At 39.0% G+C, this 19,869-nt stretch carries 10 protein-coding genes and 1 pseudogene; 5 read left to right on the top strand and 6 right to left on the bottom strand.

Features of this window, described 5'->3' with window-relative positions; translation table 11 throughout:
• Nucleotides 1-24: 24 nt before the first annotated feature.
• From ACM0OS_RS19445 to ACM0OS_RS19435, 3 genes are all read right to left on the bottom strand, one after another.
• Nucleotides 25-2,919 carry an AMP-binding protein gene (locus ACM0OS_RS19445; protein WP_414544846.1) on the bottom strand — a complete coding sequence of 965 codons (2,895 nt, stop codon included), beginning with the start codon at nt 2,917-2,919 and terminating at the stop codon, nt 25-27.
• Nucleotides 2,920-3,245: 326 nt separating this feature from the next.
• Nucleotides 3,246-3,860, bottom strand: a complete 615-nt coding sequence (locus ACM0OS_RS19440) for an FG-GAP repeat domain-containing protein (protein ID WP_414544845.1) — start codon at nt 3,858-3,860, stop codon at nt 3,246-3,248.
• Between the two features lie 233 nt (nt 3,861-4,093).
• Nucleotides 4,094-4,684, bottom strand: coding sequence for a CAP family protein (locus ACM0OS_RS19435; RefSeq protein ID WP_414544844.1), 591 nt, complete (start codon nt 4,682-4,684; stop codon nt 4,094-4,096).
• Nucleotides 4,685-5,271: 587 nt separating this feature from the next.
• Here ACM0OS_RS19435 and ACM0OS_RS19430 point away from each other — a divergent pair.
• Together ACM0OS_RS19430 and ACM0OS_RS19425 are read left to right on the top strand one after the other, a co-directional pair.
• Nucleotides 5,272-6,633, top strand: coding sequence for a histidine kinase (locus ACM0OS_RS19430; protein ID WP_414544843.1), 1,362 nt, complete (start codon nt 5,272-5,274; stop codon nt 6,631-6,633).
• Nucleotides 6,634-6,798: 165 nt separating this feature from the next.
• Nucleotides 6,799-7,446: a response regulator gene (locus ACM0OS_RS19425; RefSeq protein ID WP_414544842.1), complete on the top strand. Its 648-nt coding sequence runs from the start codon at nt 6,799-6,801 to the stop codon at nt 7,444-7,446.
• Nucleotides 7,447-7,608: 162 nt separating this feature from the next.
• On the opposite strand, the gene ACM0OS_RS19420 is transcribed toward ACM0OS_RS19425, so the two are convergent.
• From ACM0OS_RS19420 to ACM0OS_RS19410, 3 genes are all read right to left on the bottom strand, one after another.
• Entirely contained in the window at nt 7,609-9,270 is a 1,662-nt protein-coding gene (locus tag ACM0OS_RS19420) for an urea transporter (RefSeq protein ID WP_414544841.1), read from the bottom strand.
• Nucleotides 9,271-9,472: 202 nt separating this feature from the next.
• The gene (locus ACM0OS_RS19415) at nt 9,473-10,465 is read right to left on the bottom strand and encodes a nucleoside hydrolase (protein WP_414544840.1); all 993 of its coding nucleotides are present in this window, start codon (nt 10,463-10,465) and stop codon (nt 9,473-9,475) included.
• The gene (locus ACM0OS_RS19410) at nt 10,462-12,894 is read right to left on the bottom strand and encodes a hypothetical protein (RefSeq protein ID WP_414544839.1); all 2,433 of its coding nucleotides are present in this window, start codon (nt 12,892-12,894) and stop codon (nt 10,462-10,464) included. Before ACM0OS_RS19410 ends, ACM0OS_RS19415 begins: the two co-directional genes overlap by 4 nt.
• Nucleotides 12,895-13,552: 658 nt before the next feature.
• Here ACM0OS_RS19410 and ACM0OS_RS19405 point away from each other — a divergent pair.
• From ACM0OS_RS19405 to ACM0OS_RS19395, 3 genes and pseudogenes are all read left to right on the top strand, one after another.
• Entirely contained in the window at nt 13,553-16,561 is a 3,009-nt protein-coding gene (locus ACM0OS_RS19405; RefSeq protein WP_414544838.1) for a filamentous hemagglutinin N-terminal domain-containing protein, read from the top strand.
• Between the two features lie 382 nt (nt 16,562-16,943).
• Complete coding sequence (locus ACM0OS_RS19400) at nt 16,944-19,472, top strand: CHAT domain-containing protein (protein WP_414544837.1); 2,529 nt, start codon at nt 16,944-16,946, stop codon at nt 19,470-19,472.
• Nucleotides 19,473-19,492: 20 nt separating this feature from the next.
• Nucleotides 19,493-19,869, top strand: a pseudogene (locus ACM0OS_RS19395) (hypothetical protein); the annotation flags it as partial.

Below are 19,869 nucleotides of genomic sequence, written 5' to 3'. Positions count from 1 at the left end.
GGGAGCAACAAAAATTTTTGCTACTTAATTTTGCACTTCGTCAATACAAGCCGTTAGCTTCTGGGCTAATACTTCAACATGAGGTGATCTTAATAAATTGAAGTGATGACCGGGAATTTGATAAATCTCTAATCCTTGTGACGCTAAATCGAGCCAGCCTTTAGTAGGTTCTTGATCATGACTGCCAAATTGAGAGTTAGTACAGAATAGAGTAATTCTACCAGGGTATGACTTTGGTTTGTAATTAATTAAAGCTTCACTGTTAGCTTGAAGAATGTGCATAACCCTCTGTAATACTGGTTGGCGAAACTTCATCAGCCTCGATTCATGTTTGACTACCTTAGCGATTGACTCTGGATTTATCAGACTAATCAGATGCCAAAAATCCATTGATTGCTGAGTTTTATCTCCAACAAAATAGAGATAAAAATAATCGTAGATATATGGCCAGCTATGTTGTAATGATGAAGTCAGAAAAAATCTTAATAGATTGATGAAGTTAGTAGTTTTGTCAGCAGAAAGCGGTGGCGTGTCTAGCAAAATTACTTTGGCTACCTGTTGTCCTTGCTGTTCTAGCTGAGTGGCCATTTCTAGAGCAACGTAAGCACCAAAAGACCAACCTGTTAAAAAGTATGGGCCGTTCGGCTGAACCACACGCAAAGCCTGAATATAGCGAGTTGCCATATCTTCGATTTTATTTAGTGGTTGTTCTCGTCCATCAATTCCTACTGATTGCAACGCGTAAAATGGTTGATCTGAATCAATAAGACGCGCTAATTCATAATAGGGAAAGACTACTCCGCCAAGTGGATGAACGCAAAATAAAGGTAGTTTTGTGCCATTTTGCTGGAGGGGAATTAAACAAGTAGGTAGCTCGAAATTAGCAACGTCTGCGTTAGCTAAGTAGTTCGCCAAGGCTACGATGCTAGGATGCTCATAGACCAAGGTACTAGAAAGTTTATATCCTAGCCATTGCTCTAGTTCACCCGCAAGATTCACTATTGCTAAAGAATCTAGACCATAACGAGCCAAAGATTTCTGTACATCTATTTCTTGGGGATTAACTTTGAGCAAATCTGATAAATTAGCAACTAGCCAAGCTTGTATGGCTTCTTTAGTTTGAGTTGCTTTTGGGGAAAAGCTATGCTCATGGATATTATTCTTATCAGGTAAGAGATGGGGTCTATTTTCATTAAGATTTTGTCGCCACTCTCCTACAACATTCAAATTTCCCGTCAAAAATCCATTTTTGCAAGCATGACGTTGAATCTTACCACTGGATGTCTTTAAAATACTCGCTGTTTTCAGCAATAACACCGCATAAACTTGTAATTCATGTTGTTCTGATACGGCTTCACAGATTGCTTCAACTACCTCATCAACATTCAGTTCCCGCAGGTAATTGCGATGCAATTCTTGAACTACAACTAGTCTTTCTTCTCCCTCGACTTCCACAGCAAATGCAGCACCACAATCAGGTCTTAAAGCTGAGTGACTCTGCTGAACCGTCAGTTCAATGTCTTGGGGATAATGGTTGCGACCTCTAATAATAATTACATCTTTGAGTCGCCCAGTGATAAACAACTCACCATCCTTTAAAAATCCCAAATCCCCAGTACGTAGAAACAGTTGTTCTTTAGTGTCTCGTAATTGTGCCTTAAAGGTTTCCTCTGTCTGCTCTGGTCGCTGCCAATAACCCTGAGTTACACTACGTCCTGATGTCCAAATTTCCCCGACTTGATTGGGCAGGCATTGTGTGAGCGATTCTGGGTCAGCAATGACGATTTTGGTATCAAGCCATTCACGTCCACACCCTACCAACTGCCTAACATTTTGGGTATTCGATGATGCTTCTACAATTTGATTTTGTGCTAATTCATCGGCTTTAATAGTACAGTAAACTGGTTCTGCTTCACCTAGTCCCCCTGAAATCATCAAGGTTGCTTCAGCCATGCCATAACAGGGATATAAAGACTTAGAACGGAAACCACAAGGCTGGAATTTTTCGGCAAATCGTTCTAAGGTATGGCGGCGGACGGGTTCTGCACCATTGTAGGCAAAATGCCAAGTGCTGAGATCGAGGGTTGCTAATTGCTCCTGTGTAATCCTGTTGATGCACAGTTCATAGGCAAAGTTCGGACCACCAGAATGAGTCGCTTTATAATGTGAAATTGCCTGTAGCCAACGAATGGGTTGTTGCACAAAGGCTGTCGGTGACATCAAGATGACTGGCACTCCTGTGTACAAGGGTTCGAGAATCCCAAAAATCAGCCCCATATCATGGAAGCTAGGTAGCCATGAAACAGACACACTCTCTGGTGTTAAGACAAATGCTTGCTTCATATACTCGCAATTGTGCAGCAAGTTGTCGTGACTTACCATCACCCCCTTTGGTGTGCCTGTAGAACCAGAAGTGTATTGCAAAAAAGCTAAAGTATCGCTGTTGACTTCCGGTTTTTGCCAATTTGGGGCTTGGTTGCTATCTATATTATCTGTAGCTAGAGTGTGCAGCGTGTTTAATTCTGAGTCTTGGCCAAAGCTACGCTGGATATCCTTTAATAGAGAATTAGTTGTGAGTGCGACCTTTGCTGAAGCATCGGATACGATCGCAGATAACCTTGTCATTTTCTGATTCGGTCGGGGTGGATAAGCTGGTACAGCTATCACACCAGCATATAAACATCCCAAGAAGGCAGTGATAAATTCTAATCCTGGTGGATAAAGTAATAAAGCTCGTTCACCCGTTAATTCTAAAGATTGTAACTGGGAAGCGATCGCCCGTGACAGTGTATCTAACTCTTGATAAGACAGTCTAAATGTTTCTTTTTCACCTTCTTGAAGAAAAATATAAGCTATTTTGTCAGGCTGATGTATTGCTCTATAACTCAGAAGCTTTATCCAAGTTGAAAATGTAGACATAAATTTTTGCTATCTCTCATGTGACTTAAAGTAAGATTTTGCTGTTTTTGAGAAAATAGACTTTTCTCACTCCAAAAGCAAGGCGATCGCCTAAATCATTCCTATTTCTAACCCTAAGCAATGTGCTTTTTAAGAGATAATCGATTTTACACGGATTGCCTTGGTGAACGCATCGTATATTTGTCCTATTTTTAACTAGGATCAATGACCTATATAAGTGTTAATTATGAATAGAGAATAGCCTCAAGAGCCTATAAGCTTAACTAATGTACAAACAGCAGACTGGCCAGAAGATATCATACCTACGGTGGGCTACGCCAACGCCTCTACTCCATGAAGATTGGTAAGGTGCCCAATAGCACTGAGACATTATTGGGATTAAAGTTTGGGGCTACCAAGTCAGAGAAGCCATCACCATTAAAGTCCCCAATTGCTACATGTTGGGGAAGATTAACCACCGCAAAGTTAGTGGCTGCACCAAAGCTGCCATCCCCATTGCCTAACAACACTGAGAGGTTGTTGGAAATAAAGTTTGAGGTCACTAGGTCAAAAAAGCCATCGCGGTTGAAATCTCCAATTGCCACATAGCCAGCACCAGCGCCTACATTAATGCTACTGGCTGCACCAAAGCTGCCATTCCCATTGCCCAACAGCAACGAGAGGTTGGAACCACCAGAGTTTGCGGTCACTAGGTCAGAGAAGCCATCGCGGTTAAAGTCCCCAACTGCCACAGATGATGGTGGTTGTAAGGCATTAAAGTTAGTGGCTGTGCCAAAACTGCCATCCCCATTGCCCAATAGCACTGAGACGTTAGTGGAACCGTTACTTGAGGTCACTAGGTCAGAGAAGCCATCACCGTTGAAGTCCCCAACTGTTACGGTAAGGGGATTAGGTGCCACCCCATAGTTAACGGCTGGGTCAAATGAAGCTGAGTTAGTCATAAATTCTCCAAAAGAGTGTAAAGTGCTTAAGTCTTAGATGAGCAGTTATTTGTAAGGCGCGTTATGCTTCTGGCTAATGCAGTGTGATAAATGAGAGCAAGATGTGCTGTATCTCCATAACGCACGCTACAAATTCAGATGTTTTGAGGGTTTGTAGTAAGGACTTTAGTGCTTAGAAAATAAGGACTAAAGTCCTTACTACGAACTTGGATGAATTTAAACTTGACAGACCACTATGGTTTCAGCACGTTATCAGGAAACTCCCCTTCCCCATTACCTGCGGGACTATACTGACAAACCACATAGGAAGCGTTATATTCCTTACCTTCAATTGTTGCAGTGCCTTGTGCTGCACCACAGCCTAATTTGGTACTGCCCTTCCAGACCACCTGAGTAAAATGCCCGGTGTTGCCAGAAAACCCTGGACTCTCGTACTTATAATCTTTAATTTCGCTGTACCAGTCTTCAACTGCTCCATTGCCAAGGGTAGTTGGGTCTACGGTGCTCGCCGAACTGTAAGAGGCGTATATGTTCTCTCCCACATTGTTGCGATTGGTACTGTGTTCAAACTCAAACTGCCCAGTACTGGCAATGTTCTCAGCCCAAGCTTGAGCGCTGGTATTCAAGGAATCACTGATAGTGAGGTTAGGGCTATTATGCGTGGCTCGATAAGTGTTGTGTTTAGACACAGCAGCGCTACGTAACTTCGCTAAGTCAATAGATGTCTCTCCTAAAACGGAGTTACCGATTATTGCTCCTCCAGTGATTGCAACGGTTAAAGCTGTAGCTGTTGTTAGGGTTAATCTTGAAAATAATTTCTTCATAGTTTTGTATCTTTTGAGTTAACTTTTGTTTGCTTGTTAATTGATTACACAGATTTAGTTAATTTGTAAGTGTTATCAACTAAACATTGTGTAGAGATATTGCGATATAACATCTTTACTCAATGCAGGATTTCTACTGAACTATATAGGCGCACAAACTTCTACACCTGTGCCTTTTGACCACAGAAGCAAGGCGATCGCCTAAATATTGCTTAAATCATTGACGTAATGGATTGTACAGCGATTGCCCCAATCACCACATCGGACAAAGATCCAAGTTTTGACTAGGATCTTTGTCCTATATAACTGGTACTTATACTTATTCATCGTGTGAGAATTTTGCTGTGGCGAAATTAATGATATGGCAATGTTTTAGGACAAGCCGCTAATAAGTCTACGCTTCTGTATTTTCTGACCTTGAAAAAAAGCACATAGCCAATTTATGAAAGTGGGTAAATGTTTTTTATAGAACAGAGCGTAACTAAGATTTATATCCTTTGTCAGGAATACCGATAAATAGATAATCTATGTATCCAATTAATATTACTTATTTATTGCTGGATACAAATTGTTTATATAATTAATTAATGACTCTAATTACAACCATTTTCGGTATAGTTGCTGGCATTAGCTTATATGTTGGTCTTTTACACTTGCTAATTGCCTGTGGACGATTAAAACCTTTGCTGCACTTTTTCTTTGGGTTAAGCAGCTTGATAGTTTTTGGTTATGTTTTGGCTCTGATAGCTCAATATCAAGCCATAAATATAGATGATTATATAAATGCCAAAAAATTGGTAACTTCTGTGGGCTATATTTTCGGGATTACTACTGTTTGGTTTATGTCTTTATATACTAACATCAAACCAATACGTTTAATTTTGGGACTAAATAGCTTATATATCATTAGTCTATTAATCAACCAAATTTCCCCTACAGGGATTCTCTACTCTCATATCAGTAGCCTATCAAGCGTTTCTTTGCCTTGGGGCGAATCTATTTATCAGCCAGAAGCTACACTCAATCCCTTATTCAGGTTTCAATTATTAGCTTTAACTAGTAATACTATTTACTGTTTTTCTGCTTGTTACCTTCAATATCGGCGCGGTGAGAAGCAAGCAGCACTTACTTTAGGTTTGAGTTTAGCGATTTTGATAGCAGCTGTGCAACACGATCGCCTAGTAGATTTAGGAAAGATCCAATTTGTCTACTTGGTTGAGTTTGGATTTTTGTCCTTCATCGTAATTATGAGTTTAAGCTTATCCAAAGACTTAATCCAAGCGGTGAAACTCCGCGAACAATTGCTAGAAAGCGAACGGTTACGAAAAATAGCTGTGGAATTGGAACGAAATTGTCTTGCTCGTGACTTACACGATTCATTATCGCAGACATTGTTTACTGTAGCCACAACTGCCGAAGCTATGCCGAGAGTTTGGCAACGCAACCCAGAAATAGCCCAACAGGGATTAGAGGAACTTGCCCAACTCACACAAGGAGCATTAGCAGAAATGCGGAATTTACTAATTGAGTTGCGTCCTAGCGGTTTGGCAGAGAAACCATTAGGTGAATTACTACAGCAATTAACCAAGGCCATTTCTGGACGGGCAAATTTACACATAACAACAATTGTAGAAGGCGATCGGCCTTTAACTAATGAGGTAAAGCTTGTTTTTTATAGAGTTACTCAAGAAGCACTCAATAACATCGTTAAATATGCTCAGGCAACGCAAGTATCCGTCAGTCTCTACGGTAACTCACAAAAAATAGTTTTGCGTATTAGCGACAATGGCTGTGGTTTTGATCCCAACAATATACCATCTGGTCATTTAGGGATGACAATTATGAAAGAACGGGCTGATTCAATTGGTGCTACTTTCCATTTAGAAAGTTCTCTAGGACAGGGGACTGAGATTGTCCTGAGTTGCAATGATAGTCAGGTAACAAATTAACTGAGGGTGAATACTAAGTTAAATTACTGTTGATTTACTATAAACACCATCATTGTGACATAATATTACACATCTATTAATTAAAAATTAAGAAAAATCAAGTATAAAAACTGAGAATGAAAGAATAACGTAAGAGAAATAATTCTGATACATAAGAAAATATATATGTCTCAAAATATACTAACCACACCAGTTCGTGTCATGACTGTTGATGATCACGAAATTCTGCGAGGAGGTATCAAATTTCTCTTGCTCGCCTTTGATGACATTGAATTAGTGGGAGAAGCGCGTAGCGGAGATGAGGCGATACGGTTGTGCGAACAGTTGCAGCCAGATGTAGTGCTGATGGACTTGATGATGGTGGGGATGAATGGGGCAGAAACCACAAAAGCCGTTCGCAAAAAATACCCAAAAATTCAAGTGTTAATTTTGACCAGTTTTTTTGAAAATGATTTAGTACAGCAAGCAATACAAGCCGGAGCTATTGGCTATCTGCTTAAGGGTGTCTCCATTGATGAGTTAGCAAATACCATACGAGCCGCAGCGATGGGTCGTTCTATGTTGACTGAAGAAGTTGTTCAGGCATTGTTGCAACCACACAAACAATCATCTCAATCTCTGTATGAATTGAGCAAGCGACAGCAAGAGGTATTAGCACTGTTGGCTTTAGGATTGAGTAATGAAGCGATCGCTCAACGAATGAAACTGAGTCCTTCTACCATTAGACATCATGTCAGCCAGGTACTCAATAAATTAGGGGTAATAAACCGCACAGAAGCTGCAACTACAGGAATGCGAATAGGATTGTGTTAAGTAGGGCTTGCTGAAAAAGTAATAAAAAGCCTTTGAAGGATCAATACCGTTGCCCGTTTACGAGAGTTTAAAGCCTGTAGAAACCTGTAGAAACGGCATGAATACGTCGCAAAGAAGTAAGCTTGGCAAAAAGCGGAACTAGCACACAAATCACAGGATCGATTAGCACACAAGTAATACTTCAATAAACCGATGCCAACTCAAAGGGTTTCCTCCAGTTTTTGTTTGTAAAAAAATTATCTCATCTTGTGATAACGGGCATTCACCAACACTAGATAAGGCAACATTCATTTCTTCAATACTGATAGATTCATCTTCATCAGTATCAATAGGCAGAAAATAGGTGATAAATTCTTGATACTTTGACATCAAACGGCGATGTCGCAACATGAGTTCACCAAATTCTTCAAAATCAATCTCACCACTTTTGTCAATATCCATTCTAGAAAAGAGATACGCTAATTCTGCTTCAGATATGGTTGCATTGGCTTTATGTAAATGGGTAACGAACTCTTGAACTGATAGTGTCCCGTTATGATCCTGATCGATGGCATCAAAGATATAACGCAGATTGCCTTTAAGCGATGGATCAGCAGTATGAAACAAAAAACGATGGTGAGTTCCTTGTATAGCTGATTCTAGCTGCCGACGAAAATTAAAAATTACATTCTTGGCTGTCAAGTAGCGCAGACGATGTTCTTCTGGACTAGTAATAGTATAAAGAGCAACAGGAACAAGAGAAGGGAGAGAATGCTGCACTACCAAAAAACAACCAATAGTTACTAGACAAAACGGTAATGCTAAAAATGGTATTCCCAAAGGACTGAATAGAAGACTTAGTAATTGGGTACAAAGAGTGCAGATTAAGACGGAAAATCCGGCAATGAGGATACTACGAAAATTAGGTGCATAAAACATTCCTCCAATGGCGATCGCTGTCAGTACAGAGTTAAATCCCCAAAACCCAGTGTAAATTTTTTCTGGGTCAATTCCCATAACTAAAGCGGCGATCGCGCTAGTTAAACAGCCTAGTAAACCAACGCCTGCACCGATGGGTGTACAGAGTGCTACAGCTAGGAAAACTAAGATAGCTAAATTCTGATTTGAAACGAAGAAAACTTGACTAAAGCTAATAGGAAAAGATGCTAAAATCTTCAACCAATCTAATGTTTTAGATGCCGATGCAGAGACAGAAAAAATGCCAAATCCCCAATGAAAGTAGGGCTGAGGAATCAGTAATACTAGATATAAAAAAACTTGGGTAACAATATGAAAGGGAATACCCAGGATAGATACTTTGAAATGAGTGGTAAACCATCCCCCGAAGGTATTCATTAATACTGTGGTGAGGGCTGCTAAGATAATCACAGCGATCGCCCATAAAGGATTCCATGCCCCATTCCCATTAGCCAATGAGCCAAAGGTTGCTAGAGCTAAACCCACGAGAGTTCCTTGAAAGCCAAAGATTCCGTTACGAATAACATCAGGGTTGATTTTTAAGGCGATCGCCGTTAAGGTTGAAGCGATAACGCCTAGTAGTGCCATTAGTGCCATCCAAGGGGATTGTAGCAAAATAGCAACTAAAATTAATAGCCCACTCAGGGGATTATTAACAAAAATTACTTGTCCAATACCCCGGAGAATTGTATTAACAAAATCCGCAAAGGATTGAGGGGTAAGGTAATCGTTAAGCCATTGCATGGTTCCCATGAAAGGTAAGATTTGCCGAGAGGAAGTTTCCTCTGCAACTAAAATTCTTGCCATCAGTTCATGAAGCGGTAATGTTTCATTATTTGATGTGTTCAGGGAATTTTGCTCAACCATAGTGATCCGCTTTGATTATTGAACTAACTTGCGTAGGCTGGGAATAGGGAGTGGGGAGTAGGAAATAAGCCTTTTCGATTGGTACTTAATTTGTTCAAAAATCAAATAGGAGTCCTACATCTGGCAATTAATGATATTAGATCGAGAAATTGGCTATTTCGGAATTATTATTTAATAATTAACGAGCGATATTTTTATATCTTTATGAGCAGACAAGTTGATCAAACAACTTTAAAAACCTTTTGGTATCAACATCTAAGCAGGATTCTACATTAGGTGGATTGCTTTTATCATCCCGGCGATCGCGCCTATCTGCTAGCGACAAACCAGTGGTAAATCGTCCTTCAGTTTCCACAACCATATAAAGTGATTCAGTAGTAACTAAACTCGGATCAATAGCAACTGCCATTGCCAAAGGATCGTGTAAATAACAACCGTGAAAACCTTCATGATCGCGATAGAAAGCCATATAAATTCCAGTACAATCAGCAATAAACTGGGTAACTTTTGTAGGACGACGCTGTAAATTTTCTTCCACAACTTGGCGGGGGAGAGGGGCTTTCATGGCTACATCTAAACCCACCAATGTTAAGGGAATCCCTGACTCCATGACGATTTGAGCAGCATGAGGATCTACAAAAAAGTTAAATTCAGCCGCCGCCGTAATATTTCCAGGTACGGTGACAGCCCCACCCATGATGATAATCCGCCCTATTTGTTTCATCGTTGCGGCATCTTTTTGAATTGCCGTTGCTAGATTCGTTAGTGGCCCTAAAGCAATAATATTGAGGCGATCGCCGTACTCTTTGGCTGCTGAGAGAATGACATCAATAGCATTTTCTGTAGATAGTTCGATGGTTAATTGAGGATAGCTGGCTGTACCATCTGCGGCTTTAAATTGATCTAATTCGCCTAGCCCATCTGCACCATGAATCCCCGCAGCATTAAAGGGCGGTTTAACCAGAGGTTTTTCACAGCCTTTAGCAACAATTGGTAAGGTATTGGGTGCAACAATACTTAGTACCCGCAATACATTATTTGCAGCTTGATCTACATGAATATTACCAGCTAAAACTGTAATTGCTTTCAGGTCTAATTGTGGTGAGTTCAATGCCATAATCAATGCCAAGGCATCATCAACACCACCATCCGTATCTATAATCACTGGCATGGGCTGATTTTGAAGGATTGTCATGCTGAATATTCCTCTTCTTCTAGAATGGCGTAGAAATTCAAATTGCGATATCTCTGCAAAATCATATTGGCGTATTCTTTCGAGTAGAACGAACCGCATAGATAAGCTTTTCCCCAAGGATTTTCAACTTTTGGGGCAGTGGGAAATATTGTTCTAATCCCCTCATTTTGCTCAGAATTAGTGGGAATAATCAAGACCTTGTACTGCTTTGAAAAGGTTTCATCTGCTAGATAACTGTCCAGTAAATTATTTAACTCTGACATAATCAGCGATTCTTCTGCTGTAATATTTTTGTCAACTTTTACTAGTAAATTCAATAAATCTCGTAGTCTTCCTACCTGAAAATATGGCGGCTCTAACGAGAGATAATCTAGTACGCTTTGCCGTAAACTAACAAAATCGCTATCTTCACCAGTTAATAACTTTTCTCGAAGTTCTTCAGTGGAATATTTAATTCGGTAAGAATCCAGCATTTGTTGAATGAAGTCAACTTCAGTGTCATGCAGATTTTTATCAATTAGGGCAACTTGGCGGAGAATGTTAAAAATTTGCTCTAACTCTCGCAAATTATCTTCGGCGTAAATACGCACGATTTGTTGCGAAAATTCTTCTGCATTGTAGGTGTTGTGCCAATATTTCAGGTAAGTCTCTTTAGGAATGATCAGAAGTTCAAGTTTCTCTTGTGCCGTAATGGTTGCTTCCTGCTGATCTCCACGAATAACCCGGATATTACCTAAGGGAATCCAAGGTTTTACAGATTGGGGTTGATACCCGCCTAATGGGTTACTTACAAGTCCTATACCCATAGGAATATAAACAAAACCAGGAGGCGATCCTGCTTGGATCAATGTTTCACTTGCTTCAAGAGTAGATAAGTACACATCAGTAAAAGCTTTGTGTGGATCAATATTGTGAATTTTATGACCCGATTGAGAAACTCTCAACAGAATTTTTTGTTTCTGTTCCAGTGACCAATCTAGCTCTTTGGCACTCAAATAGCGATCGCGCTCTTCTGGGTCAATATTTTTGAGTGAGGGAACAACTCTACTCTTCAACCCTATTTCTGGCGCGATTTTTTTTAATTCTGCTTGGACAGTTTCGGCAAAATCTAGGTTGTCGTCAGTATTTTCTAATAAAATTTCAATGTTTTCGCTTTTCTTAATCACATCATTGTCATGAGGCGATCTGTGAAAGGTATCGATAATATCGCGTTGAATATCGTCAATTACAACAGCTAAATAGTAAGCTGCCCGTTGTGCAGCATCTTGGTTGGTAAATGAACCTCGATTGAAAGATATTCTTATATCACCTTTAGCAGTCAATTCACTACTGGCAATGTTTGCTTCTCCAGCATTGAGGGGGTTTGCTGCTTCTAATAAAAATAGTTCACCACTGCCTTTTTGCAAAGCATAAATTGCCTTAGCTGTATTTTGGTCAACAAAAATCTGATAACCTCCTGATGTTTTGTAAACTGTACCTCTCTGTCGCAAAGCATCTGCTGCTCGCAAAGCACGGATTGTGTCACCCACATCAGCAATTAAAGCTTGTACCTCTGGATGCTCGCAAACCAGCCAGGAAAATGCTTGTTTTTCAAAGTCAGTATAATATCTATCAATACGTTCGTTATGGGGGCTAATTCCCTGGTTAATAAATTCTGCTTGAGTAGCTTTAGTTTGCTGTAAGGCTATTTCTAATTTTTCAATTTTAAGCTGTTGTTGGGGAGATTTTTTCGCCTGAGATAATTTATTTTCGGCTTTACTTACTTGTTGTTGGTGATAAAGGTGATGCAAATTAACCGCAGCAATTTCTCTCATTAAATCTCTGAATTTTTGAGGATTATTCAATACCTCAATAGGAACTTTGCTTTTACTATGAGCAACACCCAATGAAACCATTTCACGTAACACAAGTTGAGGGTCTTCTGTCAATGCTCCTTTATCAGCTAAGTTAATTAAACGCCAAGAAACATTGCCACAATTTTCAGTCCAAATTGTATCAATTACCTGATCAAAAGCAGAACTAAATACTTCTTGAGTAACAAATTCTGGGTGCATCGCCCGGCCAAATGGCGAAAAATCAAGCATTCCCATATCATGGTTATAGACAAGTATGATTCCATAACCTTTCATAAAATCAAACCATAGAGGCTCTCTTTTGGGAATGAGAACTCCATGAATGGCTTCCAGCACAACTAAGATATTACGAGCAACATCTCTGACATGAACAACACCATGATCCGAATAAAGTGCGACGTGCTGAAGGGGATTTGCTAGAAAATTTTCATCTCTAGCAGCATAATCTAACTCTGCTTGCTGCTGAACTTTGGCATAGTAATTTTCTTCAATGTAAGTTCTTATTTTTTCTGGCAGATATCGTTCTACATGTAGTAATTGGATATCTTCAATGTGTTTAGTTAAATTCAACTTCATGATTGTAATATTTTTATAAATACCTATGAATTATTTCCGCTGAAACTGTTGGCAAAGCTTTCATCATTTGCCATACAATATTTATTTTTTGTAATCGCTGATAAAATAATATTGTTACTATAGCAAATCAAAAAAGCACCCTGTTTGTGTAGTTTTTTCAAGGTCTTAAACCAAATTAATCGTACTCCTAAATTTGACACAAATAAAATTAAATATTGTAACTAAAGTTGTTGTAGAAATAATATGATTCACTGGGCTGATGATCATATCACTTAAGTATCTGGAATTTTTTTTTTAATAACAAGTCTTAAAAAATGGAAAATTTTTAAGTTCAAACAGTTTCTTCATGCATATAAATCACAACATCAAACCAACCAAATTAAAGTTTTTATAAAGAAGTAAGGGGAATTATGTAAATTTTTTATTAATAGTGCTATTTTTAACTAAAGTGAAGGATAATCAGACTTACCTACGAAAATCTTTAATTTTAGGTAAAAAATAGCTTTACTTAGTAGATTTCTGTCCATAGCTATGAATGGGCTGGAATGTGTATATCTACTTAAACGTAAATTAATCAAAGTTCAAAATTCTTGACCTTAAGTGGAAGAAGAATTCAGGTGTTGCTGAAACAGAGGAAACTGATAGGGCTACTATGCTGATGAAAATTTTAACAAGCAGTACGGCGATCGCCTATATTCTAAGTTCAACAACAACTGCTGTAGCTCAGATAGTCGTCGATGACAGCTTGAAAGTCGAACACTCTGTTCTTATACTGAATGTCCAAAGTACTAAAGGTCACATTGATCGCATAGATGGCGGAGCAATTCGAGGTAGTAACCTGTTTCACAGTTTTCAAGATTTCAATGTTGGTAATCAGCAACGAGTTTATTTTTCTAATCCTTCTGGAGTCGAAAATATTCTGGGTAGAGTTACAGGAAAACAGGCTTCTAATATCTTCGGTACACTGGGAGTATTAGGAAATGCAAATCTCTACTTAATCAATCCTAACGGTATAATTTTCGGCAAAAATGCCCGTTTGGATATCTCTGGTTCTTTCTTTGCTAGCACCAGTAATGCCCTTATTTTTAACAACAGTGAGCAATTTACTACTCAAGATCCCAAAGCACCCCCGTTATTAACTGTCAATGTTCCTCCGGGGTTAGAGAGTTGGTTAGCGCCCCAAGGTGCGATCGCTAATAGTGGTAATTTATCAGTTGGACAAAACTTGACTTTAGTTGGTACAAATCTTGACTTACAAGGGCAATTGCAAGCAGGTAGTAATTTAACCTTGCAAGCTAGTAATACTCTAAAAGTGCGGGACAACCTAAATTACCCTTTCATTGCCTCAGCTAAACAGCAACTGTTAGCTGAAGGAAATAAGATAGATCTTTTTGCCTTAAACGATCCCTCCAGTGGCTTCTTTTCTGGTGAAAATATGGTTTTCCGTTCAGCCAATCCGATTAGTGGGGACGCTCAATTTTTTAGTGGTGGTAATTTTAGCCTCGAACAAATTAACGGGCAAGAAGGAGATTTATTTAGCTTGAATGACCCGATTATCCGTTCAAGTGGAGATGTTAGTTTTAATAGTTATACAGGAGCTTCCATTCACATTTTTGCAGGTGGAAGTGTAAGAATTAATAATATTAACGTGAACCGTCCCGATGCAACTAACTTTATTAACGAAACAGTTACTCTTTCCGATGGATTAACCCAAGTTCTGATTAATGGCAGCGCTCAACCTACTATTGATATTAGGGCTGGAACTACTAATTTTCAGCCAACTGGAATCAGAGGAGTAATCAATGCTTTTTCACCTACTCCTAACACAGATGCTAAACCAACAAGCGCAGATATCACTATCAATCAAATTATCAATTCGGGAGGACTGGTTTTTTTAACCAATCAGTATCAACCTAATTCTTCTCTATCGGGTGATATTAGAGTTAACTTTGCACTAAGCACATTTGGTAGGGGTGCAAAGACAGGAAACATTATCATTGATTCACGGGGGAAAATTATTACTCCCCAATTTCTGACGAGTTTGGGAATTGATTATTCTACATTTCCATTCTTAAAACCTGGTGGAGATATCACACTTTTAGCTCAGGATGATATTGTCATGCCACCATCATCACGAATTATTTCTTTTGGTACAGATGGAGGTAACATTACTCTCAACAGTAAATCTGCAATTATTCAAGAACAAGCTCCACTTAGAGAGTCATTTATTGGTAGTTTTTCCTTTGGTGCTGGACAAGGCGGTGATGTAACGCTAAACGCACCATTAGTTTCCTTGGGGAGAAGTATAACAAGGACAGATGGAAAGCTGATCATTACTACTAATTCTTTAGAAGCTAACCAAGCTAAATTATTCACTACAAGTAATGGTAATAATGATAGTAATATCATTATTAATGCTGATTCAATTTTATTAAATAACTCAAATATAGGAAGCCAGAGTATAGGTGCAGGGAAAGCTGGTGATATAGAAATTAATACTAGCTCCTTTGTTGCTACTAATAATAGTCAGATATTTTCTCAAACAGAAGGTTTAGGAAATGTTGGAAATATAGTACTCAAAGCTACAAACAGAGTTCTCTTGTCTGGTGCAAATACGGGTTTATTTGCTAATACAAGTTTGGGTTCTAGCGGTAACAACGGTAATATCTTCGTCGAATCTCAACAAGTTGAGATTCGGGATGGTGCTGCTATTTCCACCGTTAGCGAAGGTAGTGGTATTGGTGGCAGCATTGAGATCCAAGGAAACAAATTAACCCTCGATAATCAAGCTCTAATTTCCACAAAAACAGTCAGCACTGAAGGCGGTAATATTAATCTCCAGTTAACAGATTCGTTATCATTACGCCGTGGAAGTAGTATTTTGGCGATCGCAGGTAATGAAACTACAGGCGGAAATGGTGCTAACATCACTATCAACACAGATTTACTGTTTGCTGTTCCCGAAGAAGACAGTGATATTACAGCTAATGCGTTCTTAGGTAGTGGTGGCAATATTAATATTACTACCAGAGATATTCAAGGAATCGGGTTTTCTAATATACTAACTCCTCTCAGCAATATTACTTCTAGCGCCAAACAAGTAGAAGTTCCTAATCCTCCACCGGAAGTTCCTAATCCTCCACCGGAAGTTCCTAGTCCTCCACCGGAAGTTCCTAATCCTCCACCGGAAGTTCCTAGTCCTCCACCAGAAGTTCCTAGTCCTCCACCAGAAGTTCCTAGTCCTCCACCAGAAGTTCCTAGTCCTGTGTTAGATTTTTCTAGCCTTGAATCAATTAATAAACAGGATGCAGCTCCGAGTTCGGCTTTGATAGGAGTACCAAACCCAGAGAGCGATCGCAATAATAAAATAGTTACTCCTAGTTGTGCATCCACAGAAGGTAATTCTTTTACTATCACAGGTAGGGGAGGTTTACCAACAGACCCTACAGCAACCATTCGTGGTCAAACTATCTTGTCGGATACGCGAGATTTTACAACTACACAAAACAGTAATCAAGTAAATAGTTCTTCTGCAATTCCTCCAACAAGACAACAAATTGTCGAAGCCACAAGCTTGAGAATTAATGCCCAAGGAAAAGTAGAATTAGTAGCATCTTTGCCTCAAGAGAGTTTATTGTCAAAACGTTCTAATTGTAGCGATTTATAAGGTTTCAATAACTCATGATTTTTACCTGTAGAATACTTAAACGGTTTATTTTATTTTTAATTAGGACTTACGCACTGTACAAATTTATTATCTTGTGCATTAACGTAAATGCGTCGTTTCAGGCTTTTATTAATCATCCTTTGATAAATAGCGATCGCCTAAAAAGTGTCGATAAATCAAGGTTTAATACCTGAAATCCACACCACATATTTGGTATTTCCTGTCAATGCGTAAGTCCTATTAATATAAAAAATATACAATTAATATGAAAAAAATATATAGGACAAAGAGGTATAACCATTTAAATAAGAAAAAAATTTGTTTCTTCTTAAAGAAGAAAATTAATGTTTTATGGGTTTTTGCTGCTTCCGTAATATTAAGTTTGTTCTTAGTTATCAAGATTATTCCTGCTGTTGCTAATCAAGCTAAACTGTCAGGTTCAAATCAGGTAGTTCAGCAACTATCAAACTCCTCAGAATTATTACAACGAGGGAAAAATTACTATCAAGCTGGACAATATGCAGAAGCAGCTAGAATTTGGGAAAATGCACTAAAAATTTATCAATCACAAAAAGAAACTATTAGCCAAGTTCAAGTGCTTAATTATTTAGGATTGGCATATAAAGATTTAGGCAAAATTCCCCAGGCACAAACTGCGATCGCTAAAAGTATGAATATTATAAAAAGCGTAAAAAATTCCAATACTAAAAGCAGTTTATTATTAGCGCAGGCATTAAATACACAAGGAACTCTTCAACTTCTGCAAGGACAAGCTGACACGGCTATAGATACTTGGAAACAAGCAGCAGTCACTTATGAGCGCACAGGTGATAAAACAGGTAAACTCATCAGCCAAATTAATCATGCACAAGGTTTGCAAGTATTGGGACAATATCGCCGTGCCAAAACTTTGTTAGAAGAACTAGTGACAGAATTGCAAAATCAACCAGACAATCTCTTAAAGGCTCAAGGATTGAGAAGTTTAGGCATTGCTCTGCAAACTGTTGGTGATTTAAAGCAATCTAAAACAATTCTCGATAAAAGTTGGGAAATTAGTAAACAATTCAACTCTCCAACTGATGTGAGTGCAGTTTTATTTAGTATTGGTAATGTCGCCAGAGACTTACAAGAATATGATGTTGCTTGGACATATTACCAAGAAGCAGTTAATTTAGCTTCAGATGCACAGGCTAAATTAGAAGCACAATTAAATCAATTGAGCTTGTTAGTTAAAGTACAAAATGGCGAATCAGCACAAGCATTAATTCCAGAAATCGAAACCAACCTTGCTAAACTTCCTCTTAGTCGTCCGGCTATTTACGCCAACATTAACTTTGCAGAAAGTTTGATGGATTTAGAGACAGCAGGAGATGGTAAACAAGCCGTTTTAGAAACCAACGCTGTCAAAATTGCCCATTTGTTAGCAACAGCTATTCAACAAGCCAAAGAAATCAAAGATCCGAGAGCCGAAGCTTACTCCCTTAACCAACTAGGTAAACTCTACCAAGAAAACAACCAGTTGGCAGATGCGACAACTTTGACACAACAAGCACTAACAATAGCTCAAGAAATTAACGCTACAGATTTAGTAGCTCGTGCGGCGGGACAGTTGGGTATAATTGCCAAACGACAAGGAGATAATAATAATGCGATCGCTGCTTATGAGATTGCTTTTAATAACTTGCAATCTCTACGTAGTGATTTAGTGGCAATTAACCGGGATGTACAGTTTAATTTTAAAGAAAGTGTTGAAACAATTTATCGAGATTACGTCAGCTTGTTGTTGCAAAAAGATAATCAGAGTAACCTTAAACAAGCTCTGCAAGTGATGGAAGCTTTGCAACTAGCGGAACTGGATAACTTTTTTCGGGATGCTTGTTTAGATAATACCAATCCTGTAGTTTTAGAAAAAATTGACTTACACGCAGCCGTTATTTATCCAATTATTTTAAGCGATCGCCTGGAAGTCATTCTTTCAGTTCCTAATCAACCTCTGCGTCACTACAGCACCCAACTACCAAAACAGCAAATAGAAGCGACCTTAAAACAACTTTATTCTTCCCTATCCCCTGGTTATCCCAGTAACGAGCGTTTGCGACTCTCCCAAGAAATTTATAACTGGCTGGTTGCACCTGCTCAAGCAACACTCACCAAAAGTAATATCAAAACTTTAGTTTTCATTCCAGATACTTTGTTGCGAAACTTACCAATGGGTGTTCTGTATGATGGGAAAAAGTATTTAATTGAAAATTATAGTGTCGCCCTCAGTCCTGGATTACAACTATTTCCTCAAGGACTGCAACGCCAAAAACTGAGCGTGTTAGCGGCTGGATTGACGGAAGCACGCCAAGGCTTCAATTCCTTACCAGGAGTGACAGAAGAAATTAAAGAAGTCACAACAGGACTTAATGCCAAAGTGTTGCTAGATAAAAAGTTTAACAGAGATAGCTTAAAAGCGGCGATCGCCAATAAATCTTTCCCCATAGTTCACCTTGCTACTCACGGTCAATTTAGTTCTAACCCAGAAGAAACCTTTTTGTTGACCTGGGGCGATCGCATTTCTATTCAAGATTTTGACCTTTTATTTAAAAATAGAAGTCAAAGAAACGTAGAACCCATTGAATTATTAGTAATGAGTGCTTGTCAAACAGCCGTAGGCGATAATCGTGCAACATTAGGTTTAGCTGGATTTGCTTTGCGTTCTGGCGCTAAAAGCACCCTGGCTAGTTTGTGGTCAGTGAGTGACGAGTCTACTTCCTCTTTGATGAAAGAATTTTATCACCAATTGAGTAATTCAAAACTAAACAAAGCTGAGGCATTGCAACAGGCACAAATCAAAATTATGGCTAATCCTTTATACAAACATCCTTATTTTTGGTCTTCTTTCGTTCTTGTCGGTAATTGGTTGTAAACATAGCATAAGAGGTGACAATGATTAAGTTTAATTTTAAGATATTTTTATTTTTAACTATTAGCTGCACATTAGTTTTGACAGGGAATGCTACATTAGCAAGTCTTTTCCCTGAAAAGAATCCAACCGTTACCAATCAAGTTCTCATTAGTGTGGAGTTTAAACTTCCCGACGATGCAGCCCCCAAAACCAGCGTCGGTGGTGGCGTTCGCGGACAAGTCCAATTTGGCTTACCAGGAGGTTCAGCACCTAAAACCAGCGTTGGTGGTGGTACAAGGGGTGATGTGCAATTCGCTTTACCCGGAGGTTCAACACCTAGAACCAGCGTTGGCGGAGGTACAAGGGGTGATGTGCAATTCGCTTTACCCGGAGGTTCAGCACCTAGAACCAGCGTTGG

This window comes from Nostoc sp. CCY0012, assembly GCF_963920855.1.
In the GTDB taxonomy this organism is placed as follows: domain Bacteria; phylum Cyanobacteriota; class Cyanobacteriia; order Cyanobacteriales; family Nostocaceae; genus Cyanocohniella.
The sequence above is the reverse complement of the archived record's forward strand: the minus strand, read 5'-3'. Positions and strand labels throughout refer to the sequence as shown.

Coding starts and splice junctions, on each gene's coding strand:
- ACM0OS_RS19445 (WP_414544846.1), bottom strand. CDS start 2,919: ATGTCTACATTTTCAACTTGGATAAAGCTTCTGAGTTATAGAGCAATA.
- ACM0OS_RS19440 (WP_414544845.1), bottom strand. CDS start 3,860: ATGACTAACTCAGCTTCATTTGACCCAGCCGTTAACTATGGGGTGGCA.
- ACM0OS_RS19435 (WP_414544844.1), bottom strand. CDS start 4,684: ATGAAGAAATTATTTTCAAGATTAACCCTAACAACAGCTACAGCTTTA.
- ACM0OS_RS19430 (WP_414544843.1), top strand. CDS start 5,272: ATGACTCTAATTACAACCATTTTCGGTATAGTTGCTGGCATTAGCTTA.
- ACM0OS_RS19425 (WP_414544842.1), top strand. CDS start 6,799: ATGTCTCAAAATATACTAACCACACCAGTTCGTGTCATGACTGTTGAT.
- ACM0OS_RS19420 (WP_414544841.1), bottom strand. CDS start 9,270: ATGGTTGAGCAAAATTCCCTGAACACATCAAATAATGAAACATTACCG.
- ACM0OS_RS19415 (WP_414544840.1), bottom strand. CDS start 10,465: ATGACAATCCTTCAAAATCAGCCCATGCCAGTGATTATAGATACGGAT.
- ACM0OS_RS19410 (WP_414544839.1), bottom strand. CDS start 12,894: ATGAAGTTGAATTTAACTAAACACATTGAAGATATCCAATTACTACAT.
- ACM0OS_RS19405 (WP_414544838.1), top strand. CDS start 13,553: ATGAAAATTTTAACAAGCAGTACGGCGATCGCCTATATTCTAAGTTCA.